Source organism: Nostoc sp. DedQUE08 (genome assembly GCF_034530895.1).
In the GTDB taxonomy this organism is placed as follows: domain Bacteria; phylum Cyanobacteriota; class Cyanobacteriia; order Cyanobacteriales; family Nostocaceae; genus Nostoc.
This window is the reverse complement of the sequence record NZ_JAVRCD010000027.1, coordinates 44282-65739: the sequence shown is the minus strand read 5'-3', so window position 1 is coordinate 65739 and position 21458 is coordinate 44282. Positions and strand designations below refer to the sequence as shown.

Sequence of the window (21458 nt, the reverse complement as noted above, 5' to 3'; positions counted from 1 at the left end):
TATACTGCTTTTCTAGTACATTTACCAACAACCCTATAAAAAAATCCGCCTCCCCCAAAAGTAGTAAATCGCCTCATAAAACCTCTGCGTTCCTTTGCGCTTCCCTCAGCGTCCCTCTGCGTTTAAAACTCCCCCCTCACTTCCTGCAACAGAGATATTGCTTGCCGATACAACAACAAATTCACCTCATGAACCTCAATTCTTTTTCCAATCCCTTTCAACAGCGTCAAAGTCAACTCTCCCCCCAAATGTTCGCGGAATTCAGTCAAACCCCGAAACAAACAATCAGGATCTTCCAATTGTGATAACTTCTCAGCTAGTTCTGGCACATACAACGTGAAACCCAACGCCGATAAACTATTTAATATCCGTTCCCACTCCGAACAATCCAGCAATCCTGCCAAATAAGAATAAGTGCTATCCAGAGCAATACCGATCGCAACAGCTTCGCCATGACGCAAGCGATAATTTGTCAAATGCTCCAGTTTATGAGCCGCCCAATGTCCAAAATCCAGGGGACGAGACGAACCCATTTCAAAAGGATCGCCGCCATTGGCAATATGTTCTAAATGCAATTGAGCGCAACGATAGATAACCTGTTGCATAGTATCCATATCTCGCCGCCTCAGAGCTGCCGTGTGAGAGTGGATAAAATCAAAAAAGCTAGCATCCTTAATCAGCGCCACTTTGACTGCTTCTGCAATTCCAGAACGCCAATCGCGATCGTCTAGGGTTGTCAAAAAGGCAGAGTCATTGATAACTGCATAAGGTGGCGCAAATGTGCCAAGAAAATTCTTTTTCCCAAAGGCATTGATGCCGTTTTTTACACCAACCCCAGAATCATTTTGCGCTAACACCGTTGTCGGCACCCGAATTAGCCGGATTCCCCGGTGAGCAGTTGCGGCTGCATATCCTACCAAATCCAACACCGCCCCGCCCCCGATCGCTAACACATAAGAGTGGCGACATAATCCAGCAGCTTCAATCTGTTGCTGGATTTGCTCTAATAAAGTGCGATCGTTTTTAGCAGCTTCTCCCCCCGAAATTATCATCGGTTCGGCTGCGATCGCTAATACCTCTGCATAAAACTTGGTATACGCGACTAATTGCTTCACCAATTCAGGTTGATACTTTAATATTCCTGCGTCTATTACTGCAACTAATTTCTTTGGCTTTGTCTCCTCATCCGCACCAATCACTTGGGCTAAGGTAGGATTTTTTAACTCAAATAAATTGTGGGTAAAGTAAACTTCGTAATTAAAAGTAACCGAAACACTTTGATGAATTAATCTACTTTTTTGCTTGATGTCAACTATCATATTTTTGCAGGTATATCTAAAAGTGCAGCACGATTCAAAGTTTCCAGGAATACCTCTACGGAGTGAGAACCATTTACCTTAACTTTGTCATTGATGACGAAGAACGGCACGCTGTTGATGCCATTTAACCGAGCAAATGTTGATTCAGCAATAACTGCATCACTCACCGCGCGATTGTTTAATTGCAACTTTAATTCGCTAGCATTCATCTGATACGCTGTACCGATGGCAACAATAACGTCAATATCTCCAATGTTCAAACCGTCTTCAAAATAAGCTTTATATATAGCTTCGACGACATCGTTTTTTACGTTTGCGGGTGCAAGTGCAATCAGTTGATGAGAAAGCTTAGTATTGACAGCCAAACGGATTTTATCAAAATTTAGCTTAACTCCAGCCGCCTCACCTGCGCGTTGCGTACTATCAAATATCTGTTGTATTTCTTTCGCTTTCATACCTTTTCTATTTTGCATAAAGCTGCGAAATTCGTATCCCTCGGCAGGAACAGTATTATCTAAAAGAAAAGGATGCCAGCGAATATGTACTTTTTGTTCTTGCTGTTGTGCTAGTGCATCAAACAGATGTTTTTTCCCAATTCTGCACCAAGGACAAACAGTATCGTGAAATATGTCTATCAGCATATTTTTGTGGATTTAAATGCTAATATTTGTGTGAATTTTTGGTTGAAAATCTCGTGGGATAGCCATTGTATTTAAAGGCTGGATAAAAGTGTTGATTTTATCTTCAAAAAAACTTTGAGCCTTTTCAAATTCTTGAATTAATGCGTCTTTGTCTTTCTTTGCTACTAGTTTCGCCAAACGGCTATAAGTATCAGCTAAAAAGCTAATTGTATCACACCTTTCTTCTGTAGCGAGCATAATATCCACACATAAGTGAGGGTTTTGGGAAAACAAACGTTTAACAATGTCAATTTCTTGACGGTAGTTAGGAGTTGACATTGTTAAACTCTGCTCTATGTCCACTTTTACTTGTGCTAAGAAAATGCCAAGACTAAATCTACAGAAATGTTGCGTTGCTTGGACAATCGTCATCATGCGATCGTGTTCTTCAGGCGTACAAACAATTAACTCTCCACCTTGGCTTTTAATAAAGTCTAAAAACCATTGAAATGAATCATCGTTTCTACCTGGACACACTACTACTTTTTGTCCAAAAAACGATTTGATATTTGGCCCAAACATTGGGTGTAAACCCATGACTGGCCCGGAATGGTGTTCGAGCATTGCTTGAGTTGGCTGTGTTTTAATACTCGTAATGTCACACAAAGCGGTAGTTGGGGCGAGGTATTTAGCTGCACGCTTGATAACATCAACTGTATGTTCAATAGGAACGCTGACTAAAACTAATTCTGTCTGACTTAATAGTTGCTCTGCGTATTCCCAATCCTCGGATTCGAGGACGCTAACATTATTACCTACTAGCGAAAGTTGCTCTTTAAATAATTTTCCCATCCTACCGCGTCCACCGATGATGGTAATTTGTCGGGGACTGACATGATTTGTTGCATATTTAGGAATCAAACTGGCATGACAACTATTTAGCAAACTTGCCCAAACAGATTCAGGAATACCAGCTTGGGCGAGCAGGGGAGCGACATCAGCCAGTTGTCGATCTAGAGAAGGTTGTTCTGATGCTGCTAATAATGATATGCGATCGCTCAATAAGGCGATCAACCTTTGGTCAGTTTTTTTCAGCCGATCTGAATTTATCATTTGTCACTTGTACTGAGCGAAGCCGAAGTATTTGTCATTAGTCATTTGTCATTTGTCTTTGAGATATCACGCGCACAAGGGGCAAGGTATGTACCACAAGCTCTTGCTCAACAAGTGATTTTTTAGAACTCAATTCGGGCAAGATATCCAAAGTTGTTGCTCTTTTGGCGATCGCATCATAAAATAACTCTTCATACCGATCTAGCGCTTGCTCAAAAGAGTAGTTTTCTACCGCAAACTTTCTTCCTTTGCGCCCTAATTGTGCTGCTAGTTCCGGCTGATTATATAAATCTAATACCGCAGCGGCCAAAGCATCTGCTGACTCTGGCTCAACGATAACGCCGCCGCCGCTTTCTTTGATAGCTTTGGCAGCAGTACCAGTGGCGGGAACTGAACCGACAATTGGGCGACCACTGGCTAACAGCAGTGGTATTTTAGAAGGCATATTGAAGGAAATCACATTGCTCTTTTGCACAATCAACCCAACATCAGCAGCTGCTAACATTTGCGGTAGTTTTTCTCGCGGTTGCAATGGTAGCAGCAAAACGTTATCTGCCCCACAAGCAAGACAATGTTTTTGTAACCTTTCGAGAGCTTGAGATTCACCGGCGATCGCAAAGACAATATCATTAATATGACGCAACCGAGATGCTGCTTCTATTACTGTCTCTAAACCTTGCGTCAGAGCAATATTACCTGAATAAAGTACTACAAATTTATCATCAAGTTGATGGGAAGCTCTCCAGGAGTTATTCTCCTTTGGTAAAGGACGGATAAAATTTAGATTTACCCAATTTGGAATGCAGGCAATTTTATTAGCAGGTACACCTTTATGGATTAAATTATCTACGAAACCATCGGCAATCACGCTAATGGTATGTGCAGTTCGGTAGGCAAATTTTTCTAAAGCTTCCAGAGCTTGAATCATCAACTTATTCTTAATTAGCCCAACACGCACAGCAGCTTCCGGGAGGATATCTTGCACATTCAGCACTACTGGACAGTTGTATAGCCAACTTATTAAAGTTGCAGGTAAGCAAACGAGTAACGGTGGCACTGTTAAGAGAATTAAATCAGGTCGCTCACCTTTGAGAGCTTGTGGCAAACTTGTAAAGACAAAGCTCAACTCTAGCAGTAGCCGATCTATAAGGTTAGGTTTAGACTTAATCCGCAGGTAACTACGTTGAATAGTGACACCATTTTTCTTTTCAGTAACGTATAACTTACCCCGATAGCGATCGTAAATCTGACGCTGAGGATAGTTAGGCATACCTGTGATTACCCGCACTTGATGCCCTCGCTTCACCAGCCCTTCTGCTAGTTCAGTCATCAAAGGTGCAATACCAATTGGTTCTGGATGATAGTTGTATGAATAAATCAGAATGTGCATTAACCGTTAATGTGCTAAAAGCACCTTGATAATCTTGGCTTTATTTAGTATTTCCAGTTTTTATCTCCCTGATTCCAGATTTAATGACCTGAAATTTTCGTAAGGTGTGTTACCAAGGGCATAACGCACCCCACGAAACAGAAGTTTTAGATTTTGTTTAATCCACTTCAGCCTTTGAACTCGGAACTTCAGCTTCTGAACTGGGAACTTCGACCTCTGAACTCAGAACTTCAGCCTTTGAACTGGGAACTTCGACCTCTGAACTCAGAACTTCAGCCTCTGAACTCGGAACTTCGACCTCTGAACTCGGAACTTCAGCTTCTGAACTTGGAACTTCAGCCTCTGAACTTGGAACTTCGACCTTTGAACTCGGAACTTCAGCTTCTGAACTTGGAACTTCGACCTCTGAACTCGAATTCGGTCACTTTACTGCTACTAAATCATGAGAACTCAGCACTGTTTTTGCAACGTCTTCTCTAAACTGAAGACTGGCTTTTGTTGCCCGCGTTTCCGCAATGTGACGGTAGCAGCCCCAAGCCCAAGCAATGCTAAACCCAATGCTGAACTAGGTTCTGGTACTTGCCTTCTGCCCTCTACGTTTAGCACTTGGACGCGACCTTGGAAGAAATCGCCCACATACAGCTTGCCATCTTTGAGGGTTGTGCCACCAGTCCAGTTAAATCTGCCTGGTGTGAGGTCGAGGGGGTTACCAAAAGGAGGGCCAGTTAATGCTGGAGGCGGTACAGGATTACCTGATGCATCGCGTGCATTTTCACCGTAGGAAGTCAAGAACTTACCGTTTTTATCAAATACCTGAACGCGGCTGTTGATAGAATCAGCTACATAAACATTCTCTTGGTCATCCACTTCGATGCCAATTGGCTGAAGAAGTTGTCCAGGGCCGCTACCTGCTGAACCAAATGCGTACAGAGGTTTGCCATTTGGATCGAGTACTTGAACGCGGTTGTTATACTGGTCAGCTAGAAAGATATTTCCACTGACTGGGGAAATTCTTATACCTGCTACACCTTGAGTTTCTCCTAGTGCAGTGCCTAAAGTGCCACCAATGACACCAATTTGCTTTCCGTCAGGTGTGAATTTGAGGATTCTTTCGCCGTTAAAATCACCTACGTAAACGTTGCCAGTCTTGTCAAAAGTCACACCAGATGGCCCAAAGAAAATCCGATCGTTTACACGAGGGGTAAAATCTCCGTTTGCAAAGGATCTAATAAAGTTACCCTGAGGATCGAATTGATTAATGCGGTTGTTGTAAACATCACCTGCATACAAATCCCCTGTTACGGGATTAAAGTCTACAGTTGTTGGCTCGTCAAACTGTCCGGGCCCTGTGCCGCCGGAACCAATTGCTCCAATATACTGACCGGTGGGACTAAATTTTTCAATTTTGTTACCGAGGTTGTAGTTAGGAGTACCATCTGGGTTAACACCGCGTCCGTTAGCTATGAGGGTATTCCCCGAATCATCTACCGTTATCCCTTGGGGAACAAAAAGCTGCCCTGGCCCGAAGCCAGGACTGCCGATACTTCTGTCGTAAGTTAATGTTACAGCTTTGGCTTGGGCTGCTGTTGCCAACACCATCAATCCAGTACCGAGAATGCCAATTGACAAATTTTTGACTAATCCCATGAGTTTTAAGTCCTGGTTGTATAAGGTATACTCTTTCCTAGACTAATTTTGTTCCCCGTCCTAGTTTGGGAACTCTGAAATTTGGGCTGCTGCCTCTTGTTGGAAATGCAACTTTCTCTTTTGGGCAGCAGCCTATTCTGTAAGCTTTACCTGGTGTCAGGTAAAGAGGGATTTAGACAGTCTCTGCTTCGGTTAGCAACTCTTCACCCAATTTGTGTTGGCGTTTGCGCTTGGCGTAAGCAGCAGTTGCGCCTACACTAGCAAGTGCTAGTAAGCCGACTACTGAACCAGGTTCGGGGACTTTTTCGGCAACGACACCATCCACCCGAACAACTTCCCCGCGTTCTGGGCCGACACCGCGATTGGTAATATAAATCTTGCCATCAGGGCCAATATCAATTCCATCAGCCGAATCTAGCCCTTGACCTGCTGCAACAAGCGTTGTACGAGTGCCGTCAGGAGCAACTTGGATGAGAGATCCAGGTAGATTTGTGATGTCACCCCCCAACTGGGACTTGTCGCTGAACTGTAAAACCAGCAAATCACCTTTCTCATCAAAGGTTAGGTCGGTGATGTGCGTAAAGCCATCGAGAAAAACTTCTGGTTTTTGATCTTCGCCAATGCGGAAGATCCGCGATTTACCATCTGGATAAGGAAAACCCGTATATTCACCAACATATAAAGCTCCATCGGGGCCAATTGCGCCACCTGTGGGTACTGATTGAATTGCTATTTTTCCTCCTGGAAGTTCCTCTAATAGCCCAGGAGGTAATTGTAATCCTGGTGGCAAATCTGACTTACTAATAATATTTTTAGGAATTGCGATCGCTTGTGACTTACTTCCGTCAAGCTTGATTTTGTAAGCAGTGTTCCCGCCCCCATCAACGACATAAGCATTATCGCCACTAATAGCCAGATCGTAGGGATTGGTAACTACATCCCCCTTGTCTGGATTTTGGGTGATTTCATTTTTAGCAAAGTCAAAAATACTATTGAGAGATCCGGTGTTCAAGTCAACTTGGTACAGTTGTGCTAGAAGCGGCGTATTCAAAACTTTATCGGGCGTTGATGGCGGGAAAGTTGCAAGTTGCTGTGGTGGGAGTGGGGATTTAGAACCAAGGTTAAGTGTTGCTAGATCGCGGTTTCCTGGATAACCGGCAAACCCTGTCAGCAGATAAGCATTCCCTTTAGAATCGAATTGTATGTCTTCAATACCAGCGCCTTGGTTGCCGGTGGGTTGCTCTGCTAAAGACTGAAAGTTATTAAGTAGACGCTGTTTTGTGCCGTTTGGTGAAACTTTGACTAGTGAACTAGTATTACCAGCACAGATAGGCTGAAACAACGTACTCGGAGATGGTTGGCAATTTCCGTTACCGCCGATACCTGGCTCTGCTACGTAGAGACTGCCGTCAGGGCCAAAGCTAACACCCCGTGCATTACTAACTCCATCGACAACTGTCGTTAGCGTTGCAGCTTGTGCAGATAGTGTTCCACAAATAGCAGTAAAACAAAATGTAACAGATGTAAGAGCAAATGACTTGAGTTTCATACCTTTGGAGATTGAGAGTTAAATAATTTGTTTGGGGAAACTTTTATGGTTTTAAAGACAACGAATTGCAGTCTTTGAGGAACGCAAGATTGGTTTGAAACTCTTTATTCGAGCGCCACGACTCTATTTATGGGAGGTTTGGTAGCTCTTTCTTCTTGTGCAACCAACCAACGCCCAAGGCAGCGATCGCTAACACACCTAAAGCAGAATCAGGTTCAGGAATAGACTTGGTATTTTCAATTTTGAGAACTTGTCCAAATCCAGGGCGATCGCCTCGGTTGGTAACGTATACTGCACCATCAGCAGCAATAGTCAGGGCACTAGGCGACTCTAATCCATTGCCACTCAGAAGAGTTGTGCGTGTGCCATCGGGAGCTATTTTGATTACAGAACCATCAAAATCACCCTTCCAAGCTGACTGATTGGCGTACTGCAAAGCATACAAATTGCCCGCAGGATCGAATTGCAAGTCTGTAAGTTGGGTAAAACCATCAGCGAAGACTGATGATTTCCCATCAGCACCGACTCGATAGATTTTTGCGCCGCTTTCTGGGAAAGGGAAACCAGTAAATTGGCTGATGTAATAAGCACCATCAGGCCCTTTTGCCACGCCCGAAGGTACTGGTTGAGTGGCAAACTGCGATGGGCCTCGCACCGCTTCCCCTTGAGATGGAACCTGTGCCGGTTCATTGGATGGGGTATCAGAAGGTGGAAAGACGGGATTAGTTAATATGTCTTGGGGAAAGGTAGTAAGAGCTTGCAAGTTACTACCGCTAGTATTAACACTGAGTAAGTCGTTTGCACCTGCATCAGCTACAACTAACTTATTGCCATCTATTACAAAGCCCAAGGGATTGCTACCGACATCACCACCATCGGGATTATTGGCGAGTTCATAGTTAGCTAAATCAGCAACACTCGTCCAGGAATTGGTCTTAAAGTCGGGAGCAATGATTTTACCGAGGTCAGTGTCACCTAAATTGCGATCGCGAAAGGTTGGATTCGCCCCATACCCAATCAGAACATAAGGTTTACCTGTAGCATCAAATTGGATGTTACGAGGGCCACCGGCTCCAGTACCATCTGGTAATGCTATAGAAGGAAGTCCTGTAAGTATGCGCTCGGTTTTACCATTCTCAATTTTGGTAACTGCCCCACTTGTGCCATAGCATAGAGAGTCGCCTTGACCGCTTGCTGGTGGCACACAACCGCCACTTCCCCCGATGCCCGCCTCTGTAACATAGAGATCGCCATCAGGGCCAAAGCTTAGTCCTCCGGCATTATATAGACCGTCGGCGATTACTGAAAAGGATGCAGCTGAGGCAGCTTTCATTCCCGAAAAAGCGGTAACACAAAAAGTGAGGAAGGTAATAGTAAGTTGTTTATGTTTCATATTTCGTCATTTGTCATTTGTCATTTGTCCTTTGTTCTTTGTCCTTTGTCCTTTTTTTTTGTTAGTTGACCAATGACCAATGACCAATGACTAATGACTATTAACTAGTGGCTCTGGAGCTTTTGGTAGATAGCTCATTCCTCGATCAAATGATTTGAGGTTGCCAGCTTTGGCTTCGAGTAAACGTTTGATGTTCATGCTCTCAGCGCCATAGTCTTCAATTTGAAGTTTGCCGTGGGTTACAGTTCCATCTGTTTTCCAGAATGTGATTCGATGCAAGATAAAACCAGAGGCTTCTGGATCGGCGAAAGCGTAAGCGGTTGGAATGAGTAACGCTACAGAACGCTGATAATATTCGTAATCTGGATAATAATATTCTTGCTCAAGCAAGTAGTATTTACTCAGACTATGAACGCGCACAGAAACTTTTACCTTCTGGTCATATTCATCTTTGAATTCACCTGAATCAGAAGTAATATCGCCATTCGGTCGCAGTAGATGTGCCCACTCATCTATGTTTTGTAAATCCTTTAAGTATTCAATACCAATTTCAACAGGAGCATCAACATAAATGGTGTCTGTATCAATAAAGTGGCTTCCTTTAGCTGCTGAGGTCAGACCAGCTTTACGTTCCAAATTCCCTTTGAGAGAGCGACATTCAGAAGTATGTACTGTGTGAATTCCCTGCATGATCATCTGAGTCTGCCGTTTGGGATCGACAAAGCTCAACCAGTGAAAGTACACACCTTTTTCATCTGTTCCCGGCTCGATATAATCAGTGGGAAACAGCAAAACAGGGTAAACCTGAAAATATTTCTGATACTCTAATCCACAGTGCCACTCAATGCCGTAGAAAAGTGGATTTTCTAATTTTTTAACATGATAATAGAGATTTTTGTGATAACCAGACGCAGTTCCCAGCCAGGTATCTTCGTCAATTTGCTCTTTCATCCGGCTATAAAGCGTCCATTCATCTAAGTTTTTTAAACTACAAAGATACTCAAAAGCGCTTTCTGGGGAAGTAGCAATATATGCTGATGTAGCAAAGGTATTTTTTTCCATTTTTCACTCCTGAAGATAATAATAATTAAGCTGCGATCGCTGTAGTTTTACTTCGCTTAATCTTGTCGATCCGGTCTTCTGCTAATCGTCTGGCAGCATCGTTGGTAGTAACTCCTTGCTCTTTAGCAATCTCAAAAATTGCTAATAGCGTGTCATAAATGTTATGCACTTGCTTGAAAGCTTTTTCTTCGTCATAACCAATCATTTCGTTATAAACATTAATTAATCCTCCAGCATTAATTACATAATCGGGACTGTAAAGTATCCCTTTTTTGGCAAGCATTTGACTATGTAATTGCTCATTATCCAATTGATTATTAGCTGCACCAGCAATAATCGAAGCTTGCAGAAAAGGAATTGTATGACTATTAAGAATTCCTCCTAAAGCACAAGGAGAAAAGATATCTACATCAAGTGAGTAAATTTCAGATGGTTCTACAATAGTTGCGCCAAAAAGCCGTTTCACTTCTTCTGCTTTGACTGGATCTACATCGCTAACAAAAAGCTGGACATCATGCTCATGTAAGTGACGACAGAGATTTTTACCGACATTTCCTAAGCCTTGAACTGCAACTTTCATCCCATCAAGTCTTTTGCTCTGCCAACGAGATTCTACAGCAGCTTTAATTCCCAGAAAAACTCCTAGTGAAGTTATGGGAGCAGGCCCGCCAGATTTTTCTGATACCCCAACAACATATTTCGTTTCTTGACTAATTGTCCGCACATCGTCAGGGGTAATATTGACATCTTGTCCGGTAATAAAACGTCCATTCAGGCTATCAACAAAACGTCCATAAGCTCTTAACAAATCATCTGTTTTATTTTCCGGATTAGCTATAATAACTGCTTTTCCCCCACCAGCCGGAATGTTGGCACAGGCAGCTTTATATGTCATTCCACGACTCAGACGAAGTGCGTCTTTTAAAGCAGCTTCTTCGTTGACATAAGGCAAGATTCTTGTAGCTCCCATTGCTGGGCCCAAGGTTGTGTCATGGATGGCAATAATTGCCTTAATTTCTGGATTTTTACCATGACAAAACAGAACTTGTTCGTGACCCATTTCTCTAACAGTTTCAAATAGCAGCATCTTGTCCTCTTGATATTGGTTGGAATTGTTTAGAGAAAGTAATGAACATTACAAAATATAAAGATATAGACATAAAAACACTCTTGAATATTAAGATTAGATGAAGTTAAGAAAAGACTTAGGGTTTAAAAAAGAAGTTTTAGATTCCAGCTTTTTGAGTGGAGTTTCTGACTAAAAGAAAACTTTTGTCGCTTCTAAACTCATCCTTTCTCTTTTACTGAATTAACTAATCAAAACTGCGTTGTAAATTCAGCTTGATTGCAGTGTTTTAGTGTCTATAACAATTGAATGAGATTGCAAACTTTTAAAATCAAACCATTGGAAATGAAACCTGCTTGGCTGGATTTTTAGCGGCATTTGATTTAATTCCTTGTGCTGCCAAACTCTTATTACGTCCGCCAGAAGGTGCTGGGCGGTCGGCATCAATCACTACATCAATGAGAAAAGGGACATTTGATGCGATCGCTTGTTGTAATGCAGCTTCAATATCCGACTCTCTGACGACAACGATCGCTTCTGCTCCCATCCCACGAGCAATCATCGCAAAGTTTGTTGGTGGCATTGTTGCATCTGCGCCCTTTAATCCCAAGATTTTCATTCCTTGATGGCACATGTTGTAACGCGCATCGTTGAGTACAATCCAGATTGCCGGAATTTTGTATTTCACGGCTGTGCTGATTTCGTTATTCATCAGCATTGCTCCATCGCCAACAATCCCTACAGCCTTGCTTTTGCTCGCCAGTGCTGCACCCAATACTCCGGTGACGGCGTGGCCCATTGCTCCGACTCCGGTACTGACTCGGTAACGATTGGCTTCGGAAAATTGGAGTAGATGCGTTGACCAAGTAAACGAGTTACCACACTCCGCCATGACTACGGCATCGCTATCTTCAACAATTATCTTTTGAATTGCTGCCATCAATACTTCTGGCCGCACTGGATAATCTACCTCTGTAGCAGGTTCAATTGCTTTGTGTTCTGGACGAGGTAGCGACATTGTAGAATCAGGAGCATCCGGCAATTGCTGCAACAACTCTTTCACAAAAGCTTTGATATCAGACCGAACTGGGAAAGTTTCAACGTGAGGATAGGCTACACCTGGCACTTCTGGGTCAATATCAACATGGACAAAACCTCCTTTTGGAACTAGCGCCGAACTCCAGAAAGAAGTCGGTTCGCCAAGACGGGTTCCTAATACGAGTGTGCGTAGTGGAGGTTGCTGTTCCATATAAGTTAAGACGGAAGCATGACCGCCTAAACCTGTAACACCCACAAATTGGGGATGATCTTCAGGGAAAATACCTTTAGCACGGGGCGAACACATAACGGCTGCTCCGGTTTTTTCAGCCAGTTCCAGAATTTCTTCTGCTGCGTCACGCGCACCGAAACCAACCCAGATAGCAAAGGGGCCAGATGATAATAACTCTACAGATTTAGCGATCGCTTCTTTGGAAGCAGTCATCGGAAACGGAGAAATATCTAGCTGGGGTAAAGCTATATTCTCAACTAAACTTGTTTGCACACTGGTGGGAATGCTCAAATGGGCAACAAATCCGCCTGGTTGCGCCATCGCTAATGCAAGTTTACGGAAAATCTGCGGTAGTTGAGCCGCAGATTCAATCGTGACTGCATAGTTGAATAACGCTCCTGGGGTAAAAATTCCTCCACTGGGCAATGTGTAAGTGCTGGTTTCTTGAATTGCCCAACGTCCACGCTGCGGTGCTGAGGTACAAGCCGACAACAAAATCACCTTTGCACCTTCACCACGAGCCGCAAATAACCCGGTGAGGGCGTTAGTGATCCCCGGCCCGGCTGTGGTAAAAACTACAGTTGGGCGATTATTTGCAAAGTAAGCCTCGGTGGCTGCAAATGCTGCTCCGGCTTCATGGCGGAAGTTTAACACCTCTATGCTGCTATTGGATAACGCACCCCAAAGGCTTGCCATTGCACCACCTGCGACACCAAAAGCGTAGCTTACTCCCAAATTTTCCAACATTTGAGCGATCGCATCGGCAACTGAGAGCGTTGGGGCTGTTTCATCGTTTAAAAAAGCCTGAATTCCCCCATTATTCTCCGATTCATCAAGCTGACGGGAGTCAGACACAGATTCTACATATCTGTTTGCGGGAAGTTCCTTGTATGGCTCAGTGGTGATGAGAGGATTTGAACCAGTATAGTTTTGACTCATTGGTTTCACGTAATTTCAGAAAGTTATACAAAGGCTTTTTAGTTTACAATCACAGCGCTAGAAATATTTATTACAAACAACTCTGTTGTTTCTTGCAGCGATGACCTAGCTTGGTCAAGAGTAGAAATGGCGAATCGCTGCTGATTGATGCTTGTGAGCGCAGTACCAAAAAATTTTTACCAAAAGCATACAACAGTTGAGGCTGTGCTTCTTGCCACCAGAATAAAGGAGATGAAGACTGTTGTACAATCAAAAATCTTTTGATAAGGATGTCAAATTTTTCGCTTCTATGTGATGACTACAGTATTTAAGTAGATCGGCGGTAGTTCGGTGGGAAAAAACTAAGTTGTGTAAAGGTGTAGAAACTGGTAATTAACCGAAGTTAAGCGTGTCTCAGAATGTTTACAAAACTTAATATAGTTAGCTTTAATAGCACCGATCTAATTAAGAAACGCTTGATAAGTTTCTTGACCGCTAGAATAAAAACCTAATTTACAATGAAAAATCTTTTGATGTATGTGTCAATTTTTTTGCTTTTTTCGTGATTGTCACATTTGCAACTTAGCCACCTGAAAAATTGATATTCTGCAATCGCAGAAGCGGCACATTACCAAATTTGCAATAGGAAATCTTTTGATGTGGGTGTCAATTCTTTTGCTTTAGAACTTACACAACTTTTTATCCGAATTTAAGCATGAGGCGATTAAGCGGTCTTTATATTGCCACCAAAAACTCTTTGAGTCAATTATTTGTAACGATAAAGACATCATTTTTTGACTTTTTATAGTTCCTTTGAGAGATGACAAAGTATTCAGGGCATGAATATCTTTAAAAAAGTGTTTTTGATAATGCATAAATCAACAGTATATACCTAATATACGAATACGGACTTAGTTTTTGAAAGAAAACATACAATAGAACACATAATTCTTACGTACACTGGTGATACAAATGTACTTCTTGCGACAGATGACTAAGCATATTCTTCTATAGTTAAATTCCTGAGAAGGTAGGTTAAGATAAATTAAGAAAATAAGTTGATAAGTTGAAGTTTATTCATTTAAGCCAGACCCACTACCGCAAATTCATTTATGTTGAAAATCAAAGGACTCTACACAACTAGTTTGCCAAAATTCTTGTTAAGGAAAAGGCTAAAGGAGAAAAATTTTTATTCTTTAACCTTTCCCCAGTGGAAATCCCAGGAATTTTAGATTGGTGAACTCTTATAAAGAGGTAGCACTGCTACATCTTTACAAGGGTTATTGCTAATGCGTAGTTAATTTCTAAAGATGTCTATTAGTTAGTTGTCATACAGGGCTAGGTTAAATTTAAAATATTTTTTTTACTTATAGATTAAGAGCGTTGAACTTTTATCTAACAGGGCTGATTGACCGCTCTAAATTTTGTATATAAAAACTTGTTTAAGTCAATAATTAAAAAAATATTTAGTTTATTTTTTTAGAAAAATTTGGTTTAACAATTCACCTTTTCCTGGTATGATAAGTTTTATTAAGAATAATTAGTAATATTTTTTAATATACTAACTATTTTGACTATTTTTATTTTTTAACAGCCAAAAAGTACACCAAAGATTTTGGGAATTTATGACTATTAACTCTTTAATGGGAATGGTGCTGATTGATTACCAGGAGGAAGTATGAACATGAATTCTGGCGAATATACACTAGCTAGATCGAACAATCAATGGGCACTGCAACCAGAAATAGAGATGAAGTTTGCTCACTTCCTAATAAATCACGCTGTAGATGCTGCCTTTTGTTTAGGAGCAAACGGGCAGTTTCTTTACGTCAACGATGCCACTTGCCTGATGACTGAGTATTCCCGTGAGGAATTACTTTCTATGAGGCTGCATGATATAGATGTAGATTTTTCGCAGCATAATTGGTCAGATATTAGCTCACAGGGTTCCCTTACCTTTAAATCTCGCTATCGGGCAAAAGGAGGTCGGATATTTCTGGTAGAAATATCGATGAACTATGTAAAACACCAAGATATGGAATTTGGCTGTGCCTTTGCTCGTGAGAAAACGGATGAAATAGTAGAATTGAGCGTCCAAAAGTGGACCGATGAATTAAAAGATGCCAAAGACAATTTGCAACAAGAATTTTCTCAACTCAAGGACAAAGAAGTAGAACTAGAAACATCTCTTTCTTTACTTCGCTCTACTCTTGAGTCTACTGCTATTGGTATTGTTGCAGTTAACTTTGAGGGAGATATTCTGAGCTTGAATCAGAAATTTGTGGATATGTGGCAGATCCCAGAGTCCCTAATACTATCTAAGAAATGTCCTCGATGCAAATCCTTTTTTGAGAGCCAACTAAAAGATCCACAAGCCTTTAGTCGGCTGATTTGGGAAGTGTCTAGCCAATCTGATTTCGAGAGTTACGACATTCTAGAGTTGAAAGATGGGAGAGTTTTCGCGCACTATTCTAAACCTCAATTGCTTGAGGGTAAAATTATTGGGAGAGTGTGGAGTATTTGGGACATTACTGAATCGAAACAGACTGAAGAAGCATTACGACTGAACGCAACTAGATTTCGGACTTTAGCAGAAACGACAGATGCCGGTACTTTTCTGATTCAAGGTACGCGGCTTTGCTACATAAATCCGGCAGTAGAGCAACTCACTGGCTACACAAAAGAGGAACTACTAACAGGTTTCGATCTTCGCCGACTGATTAAGAGCAAAAAACGCAGGCAAGTACGTAAGCAGGATGAAGCCGCTGATTTTGAATACCAGGAGATGAATATTTTAACAAAAAACGGCACGGAGCGCTGGCTAGCTTGTGCAGTTGCCAAGCTTGACGGAGTGCTGGATTTTGGGGGAAACCCAGTCGAATTAATTGCAGGTATCGATATTACCGATTACAAATATGCAGAATTAGGTCTTAACCAAGCTTTAGAACAAGCCAAACAACTTAGCGAACTTAGAGCGCGTTTTCTTGCTATGGTTTGCCATCAATTCCGAACTCCACTGAATATTGTTTCATTTTCTAATAGTTTACTTAAAGAAGAAGTAGACAAACGTACACAGAAGAAAATCCAACCATTACTCGATCACATTCAAAAAGCCACCGAACAATTGAGCCTGATGTTGGATGATATTTTGTTCTTCTCGAAAGCAGAATCAGCAAAATTAAACTTTGAACCCAAACCGCTTGAATTAGTTCAGTTTTGTGAAGATTTAGTTGCACAAATGCAGATGATTGTTAGCCAAAAAACAATCAATTTTGTCAGTCAAGATAAAACTCTAACAGCATATATAGATAAAAAATTGCTAGAGCCGATTTTGAAGAATTTGCTTGATAACGCAATTAAGTATTCTCTCTCGAATCTGGCAATTAATTTAGAACTATCTTGCCAAAATGAAAAAATAATTTTCCAAGTGAAAGATAGGGGGATCGGTATTTCAGTAGTAGACCAACAACGAATATTTGAGCCATTTTACCGTGGTAGTAATATCGATCATATACCTGGCACTGGACTAGGACTATCGATTCTTAAAACTCTTGTAGATTTACATCATGGTCAAGTTTCTGTAGAAAGTGAAATTGATGTCGGCTCTACGTTTACAGTAATGCTGCCATTAATCAAATCAGAGTTGACCTGTTTCGAGTTATGAGTGTTGAAATGAAGATAGTTATTAACTAAAAATTTAACAATCATAACTCTCGGAACGAGTCTATTTAGATATTCAGCAAATAGTCTAGTAATTAGCTTCTGCAAAAAGAAAATTATGTCCGAATCGTCAAAGAAAATTCTCGTTATTGAAGATGATAACGTTACTCGCAATCTTTATTTAAAGGGTCTTGAGGGTAAAGGTTTTGATACAATAGGTGCTGACAACGGTCTTGCTGGCATCCACCAAGCACAAAAGCGTATACCCGACTTAGTGATTTGCGATATCACGATGCCCGATATGGATGGTTATAACGTTTTAACTACACTACGCCAAGATCCTCAGACAGCAATTATTCCTTTCATTTTTCTGACTGGCAGTAGTACTAGAGCAGATGTTCGCAAAGCTATGGAATTGGGAGCAGATGACTATCTTAGCAAACCCTCAACACTAGACGAATTGCTCAGAGCGATCGCTACTCGCTTGGAAAAACAAGCTAATCTTCAATACTGGTGTTCTAGGAAATTAGAGAAAGCTCCAAAATCATCAGCATTTACAGATGATACTACAGCGATCGCTGTCGGTGTTGCCATCGCCTCTGAGAAAGAAGTCAACATTCGTCCTAAGTCAATCTTTCCCAACATTCCGCAATTAAAAGAAGTTTTCGACTTTATCGAGGCCCATTATCATGAAGGAATTACTTTGTGTGATGTGGCTGTTGCTGTTGGTTACTCATCGGCTTACTTAACTAACCGAGTAAAGGAGACAAGTGGAGAGACTGTAAACTGCTGGATTGTCAAACGCCGGATGGCGGAAGCTTGTTTTTTACTCCAAAATAATAATCACACAGTCGAGAAGATAGCGAAAGCATTAGGCTATCAGGATGTGTCTCATTTCTCCCGTCAGTTTCGCCAACATCACGGTTTACCTCCCCAAGCTTGGCGCAAAGAGCATCAGCTTGTATCGCAAAAACAGGTGAAACTGTGGTGAAAGTGGATTTTATACAAATAGTTGTGTAAATTCATATATTAAATCCACCCTACCTTTACGTAACATGGCTGGATCTAATCTTTCAGTAGTATTACAAGTCATCAAGACAACTAACCGTTGCTGCATCTGAATACCAGAATCATCAATTACACTCTGATATAAAGTGCCATCTAGCAAACTCAAAATGTGTTCGGTTTTGTTATTGTATTGCGCTACCTCCGAAGCACGATTTTGCGCTAGATTATCAGCTTCGTTAATAACGATACAAATACGTTCTATGTAAGTCGGTGGGACAAAATTAGTGATCGCATCATGATCTAAAATAAAAATTACATACCCTAAAGGTACAAGAATTTCTTTTGCTACTGCCTGTGTCCAGACTGTTTTACCAGTACCTGGTTGTCCATGTACAACAACCGCTAACTGGTTTTGATTTAAAATCGCTTGCTGTACAGAATCAGTAAAGTTTTGGATATCTGCGGGAAATGTCCGAATGTTAAATTGACTATGAACTTTGCCTACACGACTTTGATATCCACTCAGCATCACTGCTAAGTCGTAAGTTGCTTTGTTAATTAGTGGCGCGAGATTTTTCGCCATTAAAGTATATTGTCGTCGGCCGCGATCGTAAGGATCGATTTGCAACCAAATGTCATACTTAGACCAGTAAGCGTAAACAGTATTAATAACGTCTAAGCGTTCCCAGCTAACAAATTTATCTATCGGAAAGTAAAAATCTCTTTCTGAGTGATACTGAGTAATAATATCAGGATTACCCAATACACCTAAAACTCGCAGTACAGTAATTTCTTGCAGTCGATTCAGAACATAATCAATAGGAATACTACTACGACTGACAAATTGGACAATAGGCGTTTCCGTACTCAAAACATCTTTGTAGCGATGATCTGGTGATTGCGGATCTGGCGTGATGTAATTCCAAAACTTTTCAACTTCGTAGCGGGTATTATCAGATACAACACTTAATAAATTAGCCCACCAAGCATAATTGTTTCGTCCTAAAACATCAGCAATATTACTCGCCAAATTCAAACTTTTTTGACTTAATTCGCGGGAGTCACTGTACAATAGTTGCCACAAAAACCCCCAGTCTAATTCTCGATTAAATGGTCGCCAACCGCAAGCAAGTAAGCTTTGCCGAGTATTATTTGTAGGACTGCCTTCATTGCTTCTAAAATAGTCAAAATCCATATTTATCGGTTATGCAGCGTTAATTAAGTTATTTTGTGTTAAGTAGAAAGTTTTGAAAATTTTTTCTCGTAATATCAACTAATTGCGTGCAAATGGTAATTTTATTTCCACTGTACTGGCGAAGAAGTCTTTTTAATTTAACTCATTACTATTGTAGTACACTGCATTACAAAAAAACTACTTATGTCAACTTTTTTGACAAACCAATTGGTAAGTGACTGCTTACTTTTAGCGATTGATGTACCTGCACTACTTATCCGTCTGTAGATGAGGACTTACAGCATATTTCAAGTTGATGAAGTACACAAGCTAGCCTGAAGGTACAAAGCTTGTTTTACTTCTGTTAGCGCAGTGGGGCATAGCCCATTCTGATTCCTGAATTCTGACTCTTGAATTCTGCTGTATATCATGTCCGTGGATATTTTTCAGAAGGTTTTATTTGCTATTTACCTAGCCAGTCTCGAAAGCTGGAATGATACAGACTGTAATGGGTTTCTGAGGCGATTTGTTTTTGCTGTAAGAACTCTAGCCAATTTTCTAGGACTTCTTCAACTTCATACTCATCAGTATCAATGATTTGTGCGATGCCTGCGGCGGGTTGCGCCAACGCTTCCACCGATATTGCTTTTTGCTGCTGGATTAAAACATTTAACACATCTGTGCTATGTTTCGTCTTTTGTTCGGATGGAAACATTTTGTGTAAATGCTGCTGATAATATGCCTCTAAACCAGGCGTGAGTTGATTGTACTGGAAAGGTATTAGGTAGAAATTTTCTGCAATCGCACTTATTACCTGACTGAGATACATAAAATTATTTTCGCTCAAAGCGGTGAGGCGATCGCAGAATTCTTGCTGATTAATCTGGTGATTACTCAGCCAAAATTTAAGATCCCCCCTAATTCCCGTTAACAAGGGGGGAATATTGCCTTCCTTTTCAAGGGGGGTTGGGGGGATCTCTTCATCGGGGGTTAGGTAATTTTGAATATATGCTTGAATATCTCGCCGATTTTGTTCTGGATAATCTGCTAAATCAAGACTTTGGGACGGCGTTTCAATTAATAAACCCGACTTCTCCCGCAAGAAAGGTCTACGAGTGAGGAGGAAATAGACCCCATCCGGGAGATAGCGGGGGAGATAAAACAGATTTGTACCAGGTGGTTGGCTGTTACGGTCAATGCAATTTAATCCATCAATGGCAATTATCAGTTTTTGATCGGGTTCTAACTCATCACTGATTTGCTGGAGAAGACTAGAGAAAAACCAACTTCCCTCTGTGGCGTTATCAGGCAGGGAGGTGTAATTAAGCGAGTATTGATTAATGAGTTGCGTGCAGATATTTATGAGAAATTCGTCAGCACGATTTTTACCCTCAAGTTCGGCATTGTAATAAATAACTTGAGGATTGTTTGTCACATATTTGGCGAGGATGGCACTTTTACCGCTACCGGGTGCGCCAATGATAGTGAAGTAACCCTGGTGATGGCGGTGGAGAAAGTTGTTAATAGCAATGAAAACAAATTCACGACCGACAAAGTTTTGGCTTTTTTCTTGAATGATTTGCTCAAACTCCGTGGGATGTCCTCTGGAATTGATTGCAGTGGGTGGTTTGGGTGGTGAATTCATGATTTTGGAGAATAATTAAAAGATGAGGCAACAGTGGAGGTGGCGATGTCTATACAATTGCTAAGACGGAAATTCACAGTTGAGCAATATCATAAGATGGTTGAGTCGGGGATTCTCACAGAGGATGACCGAGTGGAATTGATTCGGGGAGAGATTATTGAGATGTCGCCGATTGGGACAAAACACGCTGCTTGTGTAAATCGACTAGTTAATCTGTTGGTGCAGCTGTTGGGTAAACGGGTTATACTTGCTGCTCAAAATCCGATCGCGTTGAACGATAACTCAGAACCTCAGCCAGATGTGGCATTACTTAAACCCCGTAATGATTTCTACGCCACAGCACACCCCCAACCCCAGGATATTTTTTTATTAATTGAAGTATCTGATTCGACTGTGATGTATGACCGGGAAGAGAAAATTCCTTTATATGCGGAAGCAAACATAATTGAAGTTTGGTTAGTAGATATTAACGAGCAAATTGTGGAAGTTTATCAACAACCAACAGCCGCAGGATATCAGCTGATGCAAAAGTTCACTAGCGGTCAAACTTTATCAATTCAAGCCTTCCCTGACGTTAATATTACCGTCAAAGAAATCTTTGGCAGATAAAATTATTTCTTTCCT

Annotated in this window: 15 protein-coding genes; 3 read left to right on the top strand and 12 right to left on the bottom strand. The window is 41.3% G+C overall.

Features of this window, described 5'->3' with window-relative positions; translation table 11 throughout:
- Positions 1-122: 122 nt before the first annotated feature.
- The 10 genes from RMY64_RS18945 to scyA all read right to left on the bottom strand — a co-directional run bounded on the left by RMY64_RS18945 (position 123) and on the right by scyA (position 13368).
- On the bottom strand, positions 123-1319 hold the full coding sequence (locus tag RMY64_RS18945) for a 3-dehydroquinate synthase (protein ID WP_322700826.1): 1197 nt from the start codon (positions 1317-1319) through the stop codon (positions 123-125).
- Positions 1316-1960, bottom strand: coding sequence for a DsbA family oxidoreductase (locus RMY64_RS18940; RefSeq protein ID WP_322686287.1), 645 nt, complete (start codon positions 1958-1960; stop codon positions 1316-1318). Before RMY64_RS18940 ends, RMY64_RS18945 begins: the two co-directional genes overlap by 4 nt.
- Positions 1961-1972: 12 nt before the next feature.
- The gene (gene tyrA / locus RMY64_RS18935) at positions 1973-3052 is read right to left on the bottom strand and encodes a bifunctional chorismate mutase/prephenate dehydrogenase (RefSeq protein ID WP_322700825.1); all 1080 of its coding nucleotides are present in this window, start codon (positions 3050-3052) and stop codon (positions 1973-1975) included.
- A 37-nt stretch (positions 3053-3089) separates the two neighbouring features.
- Positions 3090-4442, bottom strand: a complete 1353-nt coding sequence (locus RMY64_RS18930; protein ID WP_322700824.1) for a glycosyltransferase family 4 protein — start codon at positions 4440-4442, stop codon at positions 3090-3092.
- A gap of 450 nt (positions 4443-4892) precedes the next feature.
- Entirely contained in the window at positions 4893-6089 is a 1197-nt protein-coding gene (gene scyF, locus RMY64_RS18925) for a scytonemin biosynthesis PEP-CTERM protein ScyF (RefSeq protein WP_322671104.1), read from the bottom strand.
- 172 nt (positions 6090-6261) lie between these two features.
- The gene (locus RMY64_RS18920) at positions 6262-7638 is read right to left on the bottom strand and encodes a ScyD/ScyE family protein (protein WP_322700823.1); all 1377 of its coding nucleotides are present in this window, start codon (positions 7636-7638) and stop codon (positions 6262-6264) included.
- Between the two features lie 127 nt (positions 7639-7765).
- Positions 7766-9031 (bottom strand): ScyD/ScyE family protein, encoded by a 1266-nt coding sequence (locus RMY64_RS18915; protein ID WP_322700822.1) that lies wholly within the window; start codon positions 9029-9031, stop codon positions 7766-7768.
- A 90-nt stretch (positions 9032-9121) separates the two neighbouring features.
- On the bottom strand, positions 9122-10093 hold the full coding sequence (scyC, locus tag RMY64_RS18910) for a scytonemin biosynthesis cyclase/decarboxylase ScyC (protein WP_322671101.1): 972 nt from the start codon (positions 10091-10093) through the stop codon (positions 9122-9124).
- Between the two features lie 25 nt (positions 10094-10118).
- A complete protein-coding gene (gene scyB / locus RMY64_RS18905; RefSeq protein ID WP_322671100.1) occupies positions 10119-11180 on the bottom strand; it encodes a tryptophan dehydrogenase ScyB in 1062 nt (353 codons plus the stop codon).
- 310 nt (positions 11181-11490) lie between these two features.
- On the bottom strand, positions 11491-13368 hold the full coding sequence (gene scyA, locus RMY64_RS18900) for a scytonemin biosynthesis protein ScyA (RefSeq protein ID WP_322686283.1): 1878 nt from the start codon (positions 13366-13368) through the stop codon (positions 11491-11493).
- A gap of 1663 nt (positions 13369-15031) precedes the next feature.
- On the opposite strand from scyA, the gene RMY64_RS18895 reads away from it, so the two are divergent.
- Positions 15032-17011 (top strand): scytonemin biosynthesis sensor histidine kinase, encoded by a 1980-nt coding sequence (locus RMY64_RS18895; protein ID WP_322689415.1) that lies wholly within the window; start codon positions 15032-15034, stop codon positions 17009-17011.
- A 114-nt stretch (positions 17012-17125) separates the two neighbouring features.
- Positions 17126-17998 (top strand): response regulator transcription factor, encoded by an 873-nt coding sequence (locus tag RMY64_RS18890; RefSeq protein WP_322700821.1) that lies wholly within the window; start codon positions 17126-17128, stop codon positions 17996-17998.
- A gap of 9 nt (positions 17999-18007) precedes the next feature.
- Here RMY64_RS18890 and RMY64_RS18885 read toward each other — a convergent pair whose 3' ends face one another.
- Positions 18008-19210, bottom strand: a complete 1203-nt coding sequence (locus RMY64_RS18885; protein ID WP_322700820.1) for an AAA family ATPase — start codon at positions 19208-19210, stop codon at positions 18008-18010.
- 442 nt (positions 19211-19652) lie between these two features.
- Positions 19653-20834: an ATP-binding protein gene (locus RMY64_RS18880; RefSeq protein WP_322700819.1), complete on the bottom strand. Its 1182-nt coding sequence runs from the start codon at positions 20832-20834 to the stop codon at positions 19653-19655.
- 45 nt (positions 20835-20879) lie between these two features.
- On the opposite strand from RMY64_RS18880, the gene RMY64_RS18875 reads away from it, so the two are divergent.
- Positions 20880-21443 carry a Uma2 family endonuclease gene (locus RMY64_RS18875; protein ID WP_322671095.1) on the top strand — a complete coding sequence of 188 codons (564 nt, stop codon included), beginning with the start codon at positions 20880-20882 and terminating at the stop codon, positions 21441-21443.
- Positions 21444-21458: the final 15 nt, after the last annotated feature.

Excerpts from the sequence above, each read along its gene's own strand:
- RMY64_RS18945 (WP_322700826.1), bottom strand. The coding sequence starts at position 1,319 with ATGATAGTTGACATCAAGCAAAAAAGTAGATTAATTCATCAAAGTGTT.
- RMY64_RS18940 (WP_322686287.1), bottom strand. The coding sequence starts at position 1,960 with ATGCTGATAGACATATTTCACGATACTGTTTGTCCTTGGTGCAGAATT.
- tyrA (WP_322700825.1), bottom strand. The coding sequence starts at position 3,052 with ATGATAAATTCAGATCGGCTGAAAAAAACTGACCAAAGGTTGATCGCC.
- RMY64_RS18930 (WP_322700824.1), bottom strand. The coding sequence starts at position 4,442 with ATGCACATTCTGATTTATTCATACAACTATCATCCAGAACCAATTGGT.
- scyF (WP_322671104.1), bottom strand. The coding sequence starts at position 6,089 with ATGGGATTAGTCAAAAATTTGTCAATTGGCATTCTCGGTACTGGATTG.
- RMY64_RS18920 (WP_322700823.1), bottom strand. The coding sequence starts at position 7,638 with ATGAAACTCAAGTCATTTGCTCTTACATCTGTTACATTTTGTTTTACT.
- RMY64_RS18915 (WP_322700822.1), bottom strand. The coding sequence starts at position 9,031 with ATGAAACATAAACAACTTACTATTACCTTCCTCACTTTTTGTGTTACC.
- scyC (WP_322671101.1), bottom strand. The coding sequence starts at position 10,093 with ATGGAAAAAAATACCTTTGCTACATCAGCATATATTGCTACTTCCCCA.
- scyB (WP_322671100.1), bottom strand. The coding sequence starts at position 11,180 with ATGCTGCTATTTGAAACTGTTAGAGAAATGGGTCACGAACAAGTTCTG.
- scyA (WP_322686283.1), bottom strand. The coding sequence starts at position 13,368 with ATGAGTCAAAACTATACTGGTTCAAATCCTCTCATCACCACTGAGCCA.
- RMY64_RS18895 (WP_322689415.1), top strand. The coding sequence starts at position 15,032 with ATGAATTCTGGCGAATATACACTAGCTAGATCGAACAATCAATGGGCA.
- RMY64_RS18890 (WP_322700821.1), top strand. The coding sequence starts at position 17,126 with ATGTCCGAATCGTCAAAGAAAATTCTCGTTATTGAAGATGATAACGTT.
- RMY64_RS18885 (WP_322700820.1), bottom strand. The coding sequence starts at position 19,210 with ATGGATTTTGACTATTTTAGAAGCAATGAAGGCAGTCCTACAAATAAT.
- RMY64_RS18880 (WP_322700819.1), bottom strand. The coding sequence starts at position 20,834 with ATGAATTCACCACCCAAACCACCCACTGCAATCAATTCCAGAGGACAT.
- RMY64_RS18875 (WP_322671095.1), top strand. The coding sequence starts at position 20,880 with ATGTCTATACAATTGCTAAGACGGAAATTCACAGTTGAGCAATATCAT.